Below are 13,592 nucleotides of genomic sequence, written 5' to 3'. Positions count from 1 at the left end.
AATTACAGGATTTAAGTTTATTAGAGTTGACGCATCCAATTTACTCGTTCGAAAAATAGATCCCATATAATTTAAGATAGGTACTATCTTTTTCTATGTCTTCTAATATTACGTTGATACGCTCAATTAACTTTTTATTTTTTGGTAATGCCAGGATTGCTATACCATTTCCAATGGTGTGTATTCTTCCTAGGGGCTTAAATTGTGCGCTACCCTCTTGAACCCAGTAATTGACTGATGAACGATCAAGAAAGGCTGCAGCGATTGAATGATTATTTAAATCAGCCAACACGTCTTCAACGTCTTCATACAGAGTAATTTGAAATCGTTTCTGGTAATCATTCAGGAGATAATTATAAAACACGCCTCCATTGAGTATGTTTCGCAAAACACCAACAGTTTGTCCTTGTAATCCATTGACGGAATGAATGGGGTTCTCTTTCAGTACTAAAAACTGTCCTTTACTTAGCATATAAGGCAAACTAAAAATAAAGTTTATTTTAAGGGCATAAGAAACCGGAATACCCCCCATTGCCAAATCAACTTCCCCTTCTTCTAATCCTTTGTAGAGTGCATTCATACCCATTGGAATAGATCTACATTGTTCTTGCAGGCGCTCGCAAAGTAATTTCGCTAAATCAATATCAAAGCTATTGTGCGGGGATAGAATATAAGGTGGCTTAAACATGAGGGTACCAATATCAGCGCGGCATAACTCGGTGAGGATAGGAGAAGACAGAGGACTATCAATGTGGTTTTAATTCGCATTTGTTTTAATTTCTTTTAAGCACTTGCACATCCTGGTGCAAGATAATATGACCTTAGTTTACTTTAGTTGATTTTTGCAACCTATATCAACAGAGCAGGATTTAACCCATTGATTATTTTAAGTCTATAAGGTAACCACAGACTGTTCACTTTCAATGTTGTTGACAATCCCCTGGCGCCCTCGCAAAATCGCTGCCTCAATGAATGTCAGAACATATAGAGGATAAGCCCGATGGTTGAGTTTGATAAGCGGCAATGGTTAAAGGGGGTTGGCGTATTGTGCTTTGCATGGGTTTTAGCAGGCATCAAGGTCTACGCAGACCCAATTAATCGCCCCCTGGATACCCCTTATCAGCAATTAGAAAAATTTATTCCTCTTTATCTTGACGCAGTAAAGAACCCTTGGCAGGCAATTGTAACGGATAAGGCATTACGAATTGGTTGTCGAGATAATGCGGTTATCACCCTCCGTAAGCGATTACAAAAGACAGGGGAGCTCCCAACCTCTGCCTCGATGAATGATGCCTATTTTGATAAAGAATTGGAAAAGGCTGTCCAGGTATTTCAGGAAAGGCATGGTATTTTAGCTGATGGTATTGTAGGGAAGGATACATTGAACGCCTTAAATATTTCACCACAAAAGCGGTTGCAGCAGATTTATATTAACATAGCGCGCTGGAAAACATTTAGTAAGCAGGTTACCCCTAAATACATATGGATTAATGTTCCAGACTATCGTTTACGTTATGTCAGTAAGCATAAGACCAAAATAACCTCACGTGTTATTGTGGGTAAGCCCACGCGGGCAACGCCGGAAATAGATTCTGAAGTAACTCATATTATTATCAATCCTTATTGGAATGTACCGCCCACCATAGTCAGGCAAGATCTGATTCCAAAAGCACTGACTAATCCAGGCTATCTGGGAGAACAGCACATTCGGGTTTTTCATAGGGATTCATTAAAAAATGAAATTCCATTAAATAAAATTCGCTGGTCTGATGTCGCTATTAACCCAAGCACCTATTTGTTTCGCCAGGATCCTGGCTCAAAGAATGCCTTGGGACAAATTAAATTTCACTTCGCTAATTCTCACTCGGTCTATTTGCACGATACGCCTGCAAAAGAATTATTTAACAAGGAAAAGCGCTTCTTTAGCTCAGGTTGTGTCCGTTTGGAAAACCCGTTAACCCTTTTTGAAAAAATTGCTAAACATGAGGATTCGATTAAGGTTCAATTACCAGATATTAAACAACTATTAGAATCTGGACGTACGGTCAGTTTTAAGTTGGCAAATCCTATTCCTATTCGTGTGACTTATATTACAGCCTGGGTCAACGAGGAGGGTGTGTTACATTTTTGGGATGATGTCTATCAACGAGATCATCGCTTATTAATTAACTCGCGTAATCGAACTAAAGATCTTCCTCAACCAGCGTAAAGCAACCTGGTTGCCTGCAACCCAGGTGACCAGGCTACACGGCTTCTTCAAACCCGCACTGGGGCGCTAATTTGAAAAATTAGACTATATTTTAACAATAGACTCGTAAAGCGAATTTGACAGGGCAGAGCACCTTTTAAGAATCAAATGGGTTCTTGACACGGGTACCCTGTCCTTATTCTTCATTGGACAAGGAGTGTATAAATGAAAAAAATAACAGGATTGTTCACTACCATGACCCTTAGCTTAATCGTAGTGCCTGGTTATTCTCAAACATTTTATAAACAGATCGTTTTTAGCCATACACATACAGCGAATGAGAAAGTAATGACTAAGGACCAATGCAAAGACATTATGAAGCCCCTCTATCTTAGTTATGACAATAAGGCCACAGTAGAAAATATGCCTTCCAACATTAAAATGTCTGGAGGTAAAGAAGACAATCATAAAGTCAGTGATTATCAAATAAAACGAGCTGTGCCTACTGCTAATAAAAACATTAGTATTTTTGAAGGTGTGGCTCAGCAAACCTTTGTTCTCAATGGTAAAGAAATCAAAACAAAATTAAATGAAGTTGTTTTTTTTGATCATACCAAAGAAACAGTAATAGGCTACTGGGATAATCAATATTGCTGGGGTTCTTTGTATTCTAAACATATCGATGCAAGTGATTTCCATAAAGGAGTCAATAAGTAAGTTGCTATCATGTAATAACCTGGCTATTTGGGGTGCAATCATGACCTATATTATTACTAAAACATTTAAGATAGATGTAGCAGAGAGAAATTGGAAGAAAGGACGTGCGCAGACGCGTGGAAAAGATCATTATGACCTGAATGACATGTGTCCCGAATTTCAAATACATGGCCATACCTTGCATTTTGATATTAGTTTAAAAGGTCATGAGTTAGATGAAACAGGATTTATCCTGGATACAGACATATTAAAAAATTTAATGAAAGAGAAAATTAAAGCGTTAGATCACTCTTTCCTGTTGCATAAACTGGATCCGCTTTATGCGGATATAGAAGTCCTGGTTGAAAAGCACAGGATCAAGATTTACGCGACAGAGTATGTCATCTCGTACGAAAATATAGCGAAGGATATTTTTCTTTACTGTGCAAAACAACTTAAACAACATGGTCTTGAGGATAGCGTTTCTGTTGATTCAGTGTGCGTTTACTCCAAAACCATTTCAGGTACCTACACCGAATCGCAGGCGAATTAGGAATAAAAACCAATTTGCTCTTCTTATCCACTCTCCGCGATGAGTAAAAAGGTGAAATCCAGCAGGATTGAAAAGTATTTCCTGTAGTGAGTTCCTGAAAACACTCTAAATTTTCAGTTGCAACTCACCACGGAATACCATAAGATTATTAGGCATTTTGCGACATTTCAATGCAGTTGTACAAGCGCTGATAGAAGGGATGGCAGTCCCAACTACCAGCTGGCCACAATTTACAGACGAGGTAAACTATGGTTGACGTCATACTAGACGATTTCGCGTCCATTTTTCAATGGTTCGTCCACAAGAAAACCCTTTATTCACCTGGTGTTATCTCTTAAGCATCCGGCTTGATGGCTTTTTATTGTTCATAAAAAGCTGGCGGGCCTGTATGGATTTTTGAGATCTCGACGCACGGGTAGGGTCTTTTTCTGTCTTACCCGGGCTATCGCTCACCTTGAAAAAAGGAATCAGGATGAATCATTCAATCAGTAAAAAAAACCTTTGTACGTATTACGCGCTGAAAGAGGAGCAGTTCCTTAAGGCGTTTGCGAAGGATTACCTCAAACTCCCTCCCGCCGACTAGCGCTGTTGGGCGAAGCGCCCAACACTACACAGCTGTCTGTAGCCTGGGTGCAACGAAGTGAAACCCGGGCTACGGTCCGCCGACCTTCAACCTAGCAACAAAAACAAGGAAAAATGATGTCCTACTCACAACTGTTAATCGTTGAAGATGATTTTGTTTGTCAGCACATTTATCTGTCCTTACTCAACGAGTATCAACCCGTTTTGGCAGCGACAGCGGCAGAAGCCCTCGACTGCCTGTCAAAGCAGCCTTTCCATTGCATCCTGCTCGATTTGGGTTTACCGGATAAACCAGGCGAAGAGTTACTACCTTTAATTCGTCGTAATCCCTTAAATGGCAATACACCCGTGATTGTTATCTCTGCACATGTGGATGAGGCGTTAGGCCAGCAATGTTTGGCTTTAGGGGCGAACCAGATTTATGTAAAACCCTTGCTTCCTACGATGCTACGACGGATGGTGGAAAGCGTATTGGTTCATTAGTTTGGAATTCCCCCGCTTGCGGCGGGGGATTTTAGGTTGATTTATTATTACGCAGGTTCAGAAAGTTGTGTGATGCTGTCTAATTGTAGTTGTATAAGCATGGTAAGTTCATCAAGCATTTGCTGGCGTGACTCTTGATCGCCAGGAAATTGTTTATAAACAAGATTAGCAATGAATGCGGACAAAGCCTGGGATACCACTTTACGATTACGGAGTGGTTGTGGCAGTTTTTCTATAGACTGGGTTAATGCGGACAGTAAATTTTGCCCCAATAGATTCATTGCCTTGGAATAATCTTCAGCGGTTAAGGTATCGGCTGCTTGCATTCTATATCCTGTAATGATGTTATGAGGCGGGATTATAGAGTCTCTCCCCAGTCATTTCAATCATGGTTAAGATAATACAGCCCTGCATCGATAATTTTGATTTCCGGTTTTTTTGCGATGCTTGCTTGTAAATCCCGTACTATCTTCCGGGAAATCACCAGATATTTAATGAAAATTCAATTCGGATAAAAGTGTGTCTTGAGACATCCGGGCATGCTCTAATTTTGACATGACTTGTGAAAATTTTTGTAGAGCTTCTTCTTTAAATTGTAAGAAACCCTCCTGTTTATAAATATCTGCTGGAAGGAGGCTTGGGACACAGATATATAAATTTTCAATCAGATGAAGGGATTGTGCATTCACAATAGAATCAATATCTTCATAAATAGTAAGAAAGCAAGAGAGCGCTTCGTTACTATTTTTGACCATCTCTACAAATTTTTGAATTTTATCGTAATGTAGGAAGTTCAGTGAGCTGGAAATAGAGAAATATAAATAGAGGGTCAGGTATTTCTCAAAATGTTCGCTGTATTGACCAGCAGAACCTGATTCACCCAATCTCTGAACATCAGCTTCTACAGTGGTCTTAAGGGTTTCATCCCTACGTTTAAAAAGTTGATTGACATAATAGAGTGCTGCCAGGACTGGCTCATATTTAGCTGTAATTATTTCTGCTGCTTGTTCAAAATCCTGTGGGTAATAACAATATACATAAGAAACAAATCGCATGGAAAGGCTCTTATTATAGGTGTAAATCAACATTTTTATCTTTGTTTCTTCCAGGGTTAAGGAGTCCTTCTTATCAAAATCCCCTTTCAGGATAAAATCGCAGATGGCATGGGCTAGCTTTACAAAGGAGCGGTTCCCTCTTCGAGGGATCTCATGATCAAAATTATCATGTGAAGCGTTAGTATCATCATCGAATAAATAAACCTTTAATTCAGGAATTTGTACCTTTAGAGCTTTCTTAAAGAATGAAAGCGTATTAAGAACATTTGAATTCGTATCCTTAATATTTTGTACCATTAATGCTGGTTTTACTGTTTCTTTTTTACGAAGCAGGGCCTCAGGAGATAACCAGCTTATTGCTTCTTTTGCTGGATTCGTCCAACGGTTGGACATTATTTGACGCTCATGCAATTGTATTTTCTCAAGAGAAAGGGCGCCATTAATGCTTATAAAGCCATCAATGTTGGGATCATCACATAGTTGCTTGTAACGTAACACAGTACCTCCCCCAAAACTGAATCCTATCAAGAAAACAGGGATGCCATGCAGAACCTTGCACTTCTCATGAAGATCAGCTGGATTTTCCTTAACTTGTTTTACGTAACAAGAGATAGTCTGATTGACTGCGGCTTGCCCCGTTTTTGATGCTTCTAATTGATTAACGGTAACTGCCGGATACAACTTTCGTTCAGGGGTATTTAAATAGCTTACAGCGATGCCTTCATTAAGCAAATATAAGTCAATATCAGCTAATTGACCTGTCAGTGTATTAATTTCATTGGCTGTATTCCCGCCATAAACCCAAATTAGGATGGCTTTTGGTCTTGTGTTTCTGGGTAGGAATAGGGTATAGCCTAACTCAAGATCCTTTTCTGCCTGAAACATATTACCTGGCACTTGCACTATTCTGGGATCAGGATCAGGCCAGGGACCTTGGTGAGCAAATATGCATTCTTGAGGGAGTTCTAAGGCATCAGTCTTTTCTAGTTCTGCACGCGCGTGATTAAAACTATGGAATTTTAAGGCGAATGCAGTTTGGTTATGGGGATTTCTTAAAATTTTCGGTAAATATCGATGCAAAATTTTCTCGAAAAGCGCAGGGTTTGTCTCTTCGGTTTTTTCTAAAATTTTTCTAACAATTATACTACTTACGTTGTGACTGATAAGTAAATTTGGATCTTTTTCAATAAAATTCAACATCAGCGTTATTATTTTATCAATTACTCCCTCTATACGATCCGGTAAACGATTTTTTTTCTTATACTCATCGCTTAATTTTTTATAATTAAATAGGAGAAATTCTGCCAATTTATATAAAAAGTTAAACTCATTTTTATAAGTATTGATCACCTTATCGATTGTTAGATAATTGACCAGATCGCCTTGTCCTTCAAATTTCTTATCAAGATAGTCGAGTATTTTTTCCCATCCCCCTTTAAATTGAACCATGGTGTCTGTTTCAGGTAAGGCGGGTATCTTTAGGATGGTTTCCAGCAGTTCTATTAACGAGCTATTGTATGATTCCTGGTTGGCCTGTTTGGGGATTTCACTGGCGAAGCTTTGAAGATCGTCGGGGTTTAATTGTTGTTTGCTAATTTGGCCATCGATGATAAAAAATACAGTGAACTGTTCATTGGTCTTTTTTACTATAAGTTTATAGGGATGAGAATGAAGTAACTTTTTTATTCCTTCGTCATCGAGTGATTCATCAATGCGAAGAATACTGTGATATCTTCTCATAATTGATCCCTATTACAGGATAATTCCATTAGTATAATTATAGTAAATAGTGTTCCTAAGAAAGAGCAACTTAATCAGTACTACTCACTATATTGGTGATCAATACTATTTTTAGTGCCATCGAAGCAGACGGTTTAGAGAGTAAAATTGCCTAAGCGCCAAATAAATAACGCCTGCCATGCTATGTGCACGGCATGTCGGTGATCGGGTATGGATCAACTAATGTGATTAACTCTTGATTATTGGCATAAACGTTTGCAGCAATGATTTGAAGATTTTGGGAGTGCCAGCGACAACATCACCTTGTTTCATGTAGGTTTCGCCGCCCTGCAGGTCACTAATCAACCCCCCCGCTTCTTTGACAATCAAACTGCCCGCTGCGATGTCCCAGGGACGAAGACCAAACTCCCAAAAGCCATCTAATCTACCGCTCGCTACGTACGCTAAATCCAAGGCAGCGGAGCCAGTACGTCTAACACCAGCACATTTGCCAATTAATGCTTCAAACGTGGGTAAATAGCGTTGTGCCATGGCAGTATTGCGGAAAGGAAAACCTGTACCGAGTAGGGCGGCATTTAATTGTGTTTGTTTCGAGACTCGAATACGTCGATCATTTAATTGTGCACCACGGCCGCGGCTGGCTGAAAAGCATTCATGGCGCATGGGGTCATAGACAACGGCATGCTCAATGCGGTTTTTTACTTTATGGGCAATCGATACTGAAAAGAAGGGAAAACCATGCATATAGTTGGTTGTGCCATCAAGCGGATCAATAATCCATACAGAGTCTGCATTATCATTATGAATACCGCTTTCTTCAGCAATAATGCCATGCTCGGGATAAGCTTTATGGATAGTATGAATAATGGCTTGTTCGGCCTTAATATCCACTTCAGTAAAATATTCCTCGCTGCTCTTTGCCGTGATCTTAATTCGATCGAGTTGCTCTAAATGACGGACAATGATATCGCCGGCAAGGCGTGCGGCAGTAATGGCAATATTTAATAGTGGTTGCATGGATTCGCTCGTTTTTAACAAAGTTTGCGATTCTAACACATTTTTTTTTGTACAGAGAGAAGTCATTGCTGGTATAGTTGCGATTACTGAATAATTAAGACTGTTGTTATGAAATTTGCTTCAATTCGAATAGTACTGATTGAAACCTCCCACCCTGGTAATATTGGTTCAGCTGCAAGAGCAATGAAAACGATGGGTTTACATAAGCTCTATCTCGTCTCGCCGAAGTCTTTTCCTGATCAAAAAGCTTATGAAATGGCGGCTGGTGCGGATGATTTGTTACAGCAGGTAGTGGTTTGTGACTCGTTGGAAGAAGCGCTTACAGGTTGTCAGTTAGTTATTGCGACCAGTGCGAGGCCGCGAGGACTTAGTCTACCAGGGTTAATTCCGGCAAGTTGTGCGGAACTGGTTTGCTCGCAACCTGATGAGACAGAGGTGGCGATTATTTTTGGCCGCGAACGTACAGGCCTTACTAATGAAGAGTTATTGCGTAGCCATTATCACGTCAATATCCCCTCTAATCCTGTCTATAGTTCTTTAAATCTTTCCCAGGCAGTACAAATTATTGCCTATGAGCTGCGCATGAAACTATTATCCCCGGCAGCTGATGTTGAATTACGCCATGATCGTTTGGCAACGGCAGATGAAGCGGAACAGTTTTATACTCATCTAATAGAAGTCTTGCGAGCAATAAATTTTTTAAAGACTACAAAGCCGACCAGGCGTTTGATACAACGGATTAGAAGGCTATTTAATCGCGCAGGCCTTGAATATATGGAAGTCACTATACTACGGGGGATTTTAAGCCATATGCAAAATGCATTGAAGTACGCAAAGGATCGCTAGCAGGAGTTCAGAATGAGTAAATTACCAATTTATTTGGATTATATGGCCACTACGCCTGTTGATCCGCGGGTAATTGAAAAAATGACGGGGTATCTAGGGCCTGATGGCTGCTTTGGCAATCCAGCCTCAATTACTCACGTCTATGGTAAGCAGGCGGCTGAAGCGGTGGATTATGCACGGTCCCAAATAGCGGCTGTTATTCATGCGCAGCCACAAGAAATTGTATTTACCTCTGGTGCTACTGAGGCGGATAACCTGGCTATTCTTGGGGCGGCGCGTTTTTACCAGAGGAAAGGCCGCCATGTGGTTACCCTGCTTACAGAACATAAGGCGGTACTTGATAGTTTCCATCAGTTAGAGAAAGAAGGCTTTCAAGTCACTTATCTGGAACCGCAACCCGATGGCCTACTCAATTTACAAACACTGATCCAGGCTCTCAGGGACGAAACAATTTTAGTGTCTGTCATGCACGTTAATAATGAAATAGGGGTTGTGCAGGATATTAGTGCCATTGGTGAACTCTTGCGTGGCAGGGGAATTATATTTCATGTGGATGCCGCACAAAGTGCCGGTAAAATTGAAATTGATTTGCGTAAATTGCCTGTTGATTTAATGTCGTTTTCTGCTCATAAAAATTATGGTCCTAAGGGTATAGGGGCTTTGTATGTCCGTCATAAGCCTCGAATTCGCATTCAAGCACTTTCTTTTGGGGGAGGGCATGAAGGAGGAATGCGCTCAGGTACTTTAGCAACCCATCAAATAGTAGCGATGGGAGAGGCTTTTGCCCTTGCTGAGCATTCCCGTGTCGAGGAGCAAGCAGGTATTTTGCGTTTGCGGCAGCAATTATGGCAAGGAATTAAACATTTGCCCGGAGTTCGCTTAAATGGCCATGAACAGCAACGCGTAGCAGGAAATTTAAATGTGACGTTTGCTGGCGTTGATGGAGATTCACTCTTATTCGCTTTACGTGAATTAGCTATTTCAACGACTTCTGCTTGCGCAGCGGCAAGCCGGCAGCCTTCCTATGTACTGAGGGCACTGGGTTTAAATGATGAGTTAGCTTATAGTTCAATTCGATTGTCTTGCGGCCGTTTTACTACTGAAGAGCAAGTGAAGCAGGCCATTGAAATAATTTGTTATCAGATAAACCGTTTGCACGAAATATCGCCACTATGATGTATAATGAACTTGTAGAGTCTTGTTTTTTTTCGCCAACCCATGTGGGTGTTTTGGATCAGTTGCAGCCGTTGTGTGCCCATTATCATGGGGGAGAAGCGGGTCGGGGTGACGTCTTCGACTTTTATTTATGTTGTGATGCGCAAGGCCACATCCTGAAGGCACGCTTCAAAGCCTATGGGAATCCCTATTTGATTGCTGCTGCAGAATGGTTGTGCCGGCAATTGGAGGGGACTTTGTTGGAGACACACCCAAAATATGATCATGCTTGGTTGGCCCAAGAATTGGCTCTGCCAAAAGTTCGTTATCACGTGGCACTGCAGATTGAAGACGGCTATAAAGAAATTGTGCGGATTATGAAAGCAAAATTGGTTGCCTTCTAGGGGGCTCCATTTCGCTAGCTTGAGTCGAAAGGTGTTGATTTTCGAACATCGCAGCAGAGGTTAAAACTAAGTAGCGAAGCAGAGGAAGTAACGCATTTCGGCCAAGAGTAGAAATGACAACAGACCCTAATCCAGGGTTAATACGCAAGGGGGAAAAATGAGTGAAGTGATGCAGCATAAAAGTGATTCTGGGATGGCTGTTACTTTCAGTGAAGCGGCTACTCGCCATGTACTTTCTGATCTTGGCAAACATCCAGAAAGTAGAGGGATTCGTTTATCGGTAAAAAAGACTGGTTGTTCTGGTTTGTCTTATGTTGTGGATTATGTTGTGGTGCCCCAAGAGAACGATATCGTGCTGCCGTTAGCCGGTGATTATCAAATCTGTATTGATAAGGGCAGTTATCCCTATCTTAAAGGGATGAGCATTGATTACGTCAAACAGGGATTAAACCATAAGTTTGTTTTTAATAATCCTAATCAAACAGGGCAATGTGGTTGTGGAGAGAGTTTTACAGTGGAGTAAAACTCTCAGCTCATTATTCTTCGCGAGGGATATGGGGTCTGGGAGGTCTGGGGAGCTGTATCGGTCTTTCATGGTGGCCACCGGATACCTTCGCTAAATTTTCTGTAGGAATTTTTTGTTTTTCTTTCTTTAAGCCACTCGTTTTTTTCTCGGATTTCTTAGTCATTTCAATCTTTCCTTATAACAAATATTCTAAATTATAGACAGAAAGCAATGTTTTTTTGCAATTACCGCCCTGTTTTCGCATCATTTATTGTCATTTTGTTTTTTTCAAGGCTTTTTATTATTTATTTAGAGCAGAAAGTGGCCGTCAAATGATAAAAAAATGCTCATATTTTACAAAAATGCTTGAAAATTTCCCATTTTTCCCTTAAGCTTCCCTTAATAAATGAATATCAATAAAACAATGTTTACACTCTTTGAGATATTTGTTAGTATATCGCGCATGATGTTCAGTCTCTGCATTGAGTTTGACCACATGTTCTATAGTTAATTTTGTGTGTTGGGAGAGGAATAATGAGTGCAGTTATGCAACAGGTTGAGCAAAACAATGAAGCGTTGACTCAACAGGTCGTTGGAGCAGTAAAGGGTTATTTGAATACGGTTGGTAATAAAGATGCGAACTTGAATCTTTATCAATTAATTGTTGAAGAAGTTGAAGCCCCTTTATTTCGTACGGTAATGGAATTAACTCGTTATAATCAGTCTAAAGCTGCTCGTGTTCTTGGTGTAAGCCGTGGTACTTTGCGTACTAAACTGAAGCGTTATTTTGACGACGAGTTTATCGGTACGCGTGGTTAATTCTTGAGACTGTTGATAATTCGTCTAAGCGGTTATGCTTTGATTTCTGTCTATCACAGCCAAATCAAGGCATGAATAACAAGCTAGTGGAAATATTAATAGCTCTAGTCTTTCATTGGGCACTCTGCTAGTATTAACAACAGAGTCGGTCAGGCAATCGCTCTTTGTGTAAAACAAAGGGAGGAAAGTCCGGGCTCCGCAGGGCAGGGTGCCAGGTAACTCCTGGGAGGCGTGAGCCTACGGAAAGTGCCACAGAAAATATACCGCCTATTTGTTGTTCACAGCAGGTAGGTAAGGGTGAAATGGTGTGGTAAGAGCGCACCGCACGATTGGTAACAGTCGTGGCAGGGAAAACCCCACCCGGAGCAAGACCAAATAGGAATCCTTCGTGCTGCGATGCACGAACGTATGGCCCGTACGGGATTCGGGTAGGTCGCTTGAGGCATGTGGTGACGCATGTCCCAGATGAATGGTTGTCCAAGACAGAACCCGGCTTATCGACCGACTTTTTCTATTCCCCCCCTTGATTCTCATCATAACTAGACTTACTATCGGCGCATTTGCAATAGCGGAGTCTATTGACCATGATGCTATGTATTGATGTTGGTAATTCACATATCTACGGCGGTGTATTTGCCGGGGATGAGATTCGTCTTCGCTTTCGCCATACTTCGCAAGTGAGTACTTCCGATGAATTAGGCATTTTTCTTAAAACTGTCTTGCGTGAGAATCAGTGTTCACCGGAAGGAATTAATGCAATTGCCATTTGTTCCGTTGTACCACAGTTAGATTATTCTCTGCGGGCCGCCTGTGTGAAGTATTTTTCTGTAGAGCCTTTCATGTTGCAAGCAGGGGTCAAGACAGGTTTAAACATTAAATATCGTAACCCGGTTGAAGTTGGTGCAGACCGTATAGCCAATGCGATCGCGGCGACGCATGCTTTTCCAGGAAAAAATATTGTAGTCATTGATTTTGGTACTGCTACGACATTTTGCGTAATTACCATGCAAAAAGCGTATTTGGGTGGGGCAATCTTACCTGGTGTGCGCTTGTCAGTCGATGCGCTTGCTACCAAGACTGCGAAGTTACCGGCGGTAGAAATTGTTAGAACAGAACAGGTTGTAGGGCGCTCTACGATTGAAAGTATTCAGTCAGGTGTTTTTTATGGTGCTTTAGGTGCTTGTCGCGAATTAATTAATCGTATTAAAACCGAATCTTTTGCTGGGCAAGATGTAATAGTGTTGGCAACAGGGGGATTTGCTTCTTTGTTTGATAAACAGGGAATTTATGATCATTTGGTTCCTGATTTAGTGTTGCAGGGTATTCGTTTGGCTGCAATGCTGAATAGCTAGCAAGTTGTAGGTGTTGTTTTTAGGTAGTGACAGTAGTTGTAGTAAATCAGTTTTAATCTCTGCGTTTATTCGAAATACATAGTTGTTCCTTTCCTAAAAAAATAAAAACGATTTCTAGGGTGTTGATCTATCAAGAGAATGCTCTAAATAAAATCACTATGCCTCTTTATAGGCTTGTGAATGGGTATTGCTGAAAT

General features: G+C 40.8%; 15 protein-coding genes and 1 other RNA gene. 11 read left to right on the top strand and 5 right to left on the bottom strand.

Features of this window, described 5'->3' with window-relative positions; translation table 11 throughout:
* Positions 1 to 40: 40 nt before the first annotated feature.
* Positions 41 to 688, bottom strand: a complete 648-nt coding sequence (locus DYC89_RS09905) for a transporter substrate-binding domain-containing protein (RefSeq protein WP_115221633.1) — start codon at positions 686 to 688, stop codon at positions 41 to 43.
* A gap of 312 nt (positions 689 to 1,000) precedes the next feature.
* On the opposite strand from DYC89_RS09905, the gene DYC89_RS09900 reads away from it, so the two are divergent.
* The 4 genes from DYC89_RS09900 (at position 1,001) to DYC89_RS09885 (ending at position 4,502) form a co-directional block, all read left to right on the top strand.
* A complete protein-coding gene (locus tag DYC89_RS09900; RefSeq protein ID WP_115221632.1) occupies positions 1,001 to 2,209 on the top strand; it encodes a L,D-transpeptidase family protein in 1,209 nt (402 codons plus the stop codon).
* 204 nt (positions 2,210 to 2,413) lie between these two features.
* Positions 2,414 to 2,905, top strand: a complete 492-nt coding sequence (locus DYC89_RS09895; protein ID WP_115221631.1) for a hypothetical protein — start codon at positions 2,414 to 2,416, stop codon at positions 2,903 to 2,905.
* Positions 2,906 to 2,945: 40 nt separating this feature from the next.
* Positions 2,946 to 3,437, top strand: a complete 492-nt coding sequence (locus tag DYC89_RS09890) for a 6-pyruvoyl trahydropterin synthase family protein (RefSeq protein WP_181879370.1) — start codon at positions 2,946 to 2,948, stop codon at positions 3,435 to 3,437.
* A 696-nt stretch (positions 3,438 to 4,133) separates the two neighbouring features.
* Positions 4,134 to 4,502 carry a response regulator gene (locus DYC89_RS09885; protein WP_245953977.1) on the top strand — a complete coding sequence of 123 codons (369 nt, stop codon included), beginning with the start codon at positions 4,134 to 4,136 and terminating at the stop codon, positions 4,500 to 4,502.
* Between the two features lie 47 nt (positions 4,503 to 4,549).
* On the opposite strand, the gene DYC89_RS09880 is transcribed toward DYC89_RS09885, so the two are convergent.
* The 3 genes from DYC89_RS09880 to DYC89_RS09870 all read right to left on the bottom strand — a co-directional run bounded on the left by DYC89_RS09880 (position 4,550) and on the right by DYC89_RS09870 (position 8,314).
* Complete coding sequence (locus tag DYC89_RS09880; RefSeq protein ID WP_115221628.1) at positions 4,550 to 4,828, bottom strand: hypothetical protein; 279 nt, start codon at positions 4,826 to 4,828, stop codon at positions 4,550 to 4,552.
* Positions 4,829 to 4,993: 165 nt separating this feature from the next.
* Positions 4,994 to 7,297 (bottom strand): alpha/beta hydrolase family protein, encoded by a 2,304-nt coding sequence (locus DYC89_RS09875; RefSeq protein WP_115221627.1) that lies wholly within the window; start codon positions 7,295 to 7,297, stop codon positions 4,994 to 4,996.
* Positions 7,298 to 7,525: 228 nt separating this feature from the next.
* Positions 7,526 to 8,314 carry an inositol monophosphatase family protein gene (locus tag DYC89_RS09870; RefSeq protein ID WP_115221626.1) on the bottom strand — a complete coding sequence of 263 codons (789 nt, stop codon included), beginning with the start codon at positions 8,312 to 8,314 and terminating at the stop codon, positions 7,526 to 7,528.
* A gap of 108 nt (positions 8,315 to 8,422) precedes the next feature.
* Between DYC89_RS09870 and DYC89_RS09865 the strand changes: the two genes are divergently transcribed.
* From DYC89_RS09865 to DYC89_RS09850, 4 genes are all read left to right on the top strand, one after another.
* Entirely contained in the window at positions 8,423 to 9,160 is a 738-nt protein-coding gene (locus DYC89_RS09865) for an RNA methyltransferase (RefSeq protein ID WP_115221625.1), read from the top strand.
* Positions 9,161 to 9,172: 12 nt separating this feature from the next.
* The gene (locus DYC89_RS09860) at positions 9,173 to 10,336 is read left to right on the top strand and encodes an IscS subfamily cysteine desulfurase (RefSeq protein ID WP_115221624.1); all 1,164 of its coding nucleotides are present in this window, start codon (positions 9,173 to 9,175) and stop codon (positions 10,334 to 10,336) included.
* Positions 10,333 to 10,719 carry an iron-sulfur cluster assembly scaffold protein gene (locus tag DYC89_RS09855; RefSeq protein WP_115221623.1) on the top strand — a complete coding sequence of 129 codons (387 nt, stop codon included), beginning with the start codon at positions 10,333 to 10,335 and terminating at the stop codon, positions 10,717 to 10,719. The genes DYC89_RS09860 and DYC89_RS09855 overlap by 4 nt, the downstream gene beginning before the upstream one ends.
* A gap of 157 nt (positions 10,720 to 10,876) precedes the next feature.
* Entirely contained in the window at positions 10,877 to 11,242 is a 366-nt protein-coding gene (locus DYC89_RS09850) for a HesB/IscA family protein (protein WP_115221622.1), read from the top strand.
* A 13-nt stretch (positions 11,243 to 11,255) separates the two neighbouring features.
* Here DYC89_RS09850 and DYC89_RS16495 read toward each other — a convergent pair whose 3' ends face one another.
* The gene (locus DYC89_RS16495) at positions 11,256 to 11,408 is read right to left on the bottom strand and encodes a hypothetical protein (RefSeq protein WP_181879369.1); all 153 of its coding nucleotides are present in this window, start codon (positions 11,406 to 11,408) and stop codon (positions 11,256 to 11,258) included.
* Positions 11,409 to 11,758: 350 nt separating this feature from the next.
* Between DYC89_RS16495 and DYC89_RS09845 the strand changes: the two genes are divergently transcribed.
* The 3 genes from DYC89_RS09845 to DYC89_RS09835 all read left to right on the top strand — a co-directional run bounded on the left by DYC89_RS09845 (position 11,759) and on the right by DYC89_RS09835 (position 13,395).
* A complete protein-coding gene (locus DYC89_RS09845; protein WP_058447477.1) occupies positions 11,759 to 12,043 on the top strand; it encodes a helix-turn-helix domain-containing protein in 285 nt (94 codons plus the stop codon).
* A 141-nt stretch (positions 12,044 to 12,184) separates the two neighbouring features.
* Positions 12,185 to 12,556, top strand: an RNA gene (rnpB, locus tag DYC89_RS09840) — RNase P RNA component class A.
* A 71-nt stretch (positions 12,557 to 12,627) separates the two neighbouring features.
* A complete protein-coding gene (locus DYC89_RS09835; RefSeq protein WP_058447476.1) occupies positions 12,628 to 13,395 on the top strand; it encodes a type III pantothenate kinase in 768 nt (255 codons plus the stop codon).
* Positions 13,396 to 13,592: the final 197 nt, after the last annotated feature.

The sequence above is a fragment of the Legionella donaldsonii genome (genome assembly GCF_900452385.1).
GTDB lineage: Bacteria > Pseudomonadota > Gammaproteobacteria > Legionellales > Legionellaceae > Tatlockia > Tatlockia donaldsonii.
The sequence above is the reverse complement of the archived record's forward strand: the minus strand, read 5'-3'. Positions and strand labels throughout refer to the sequence as shown.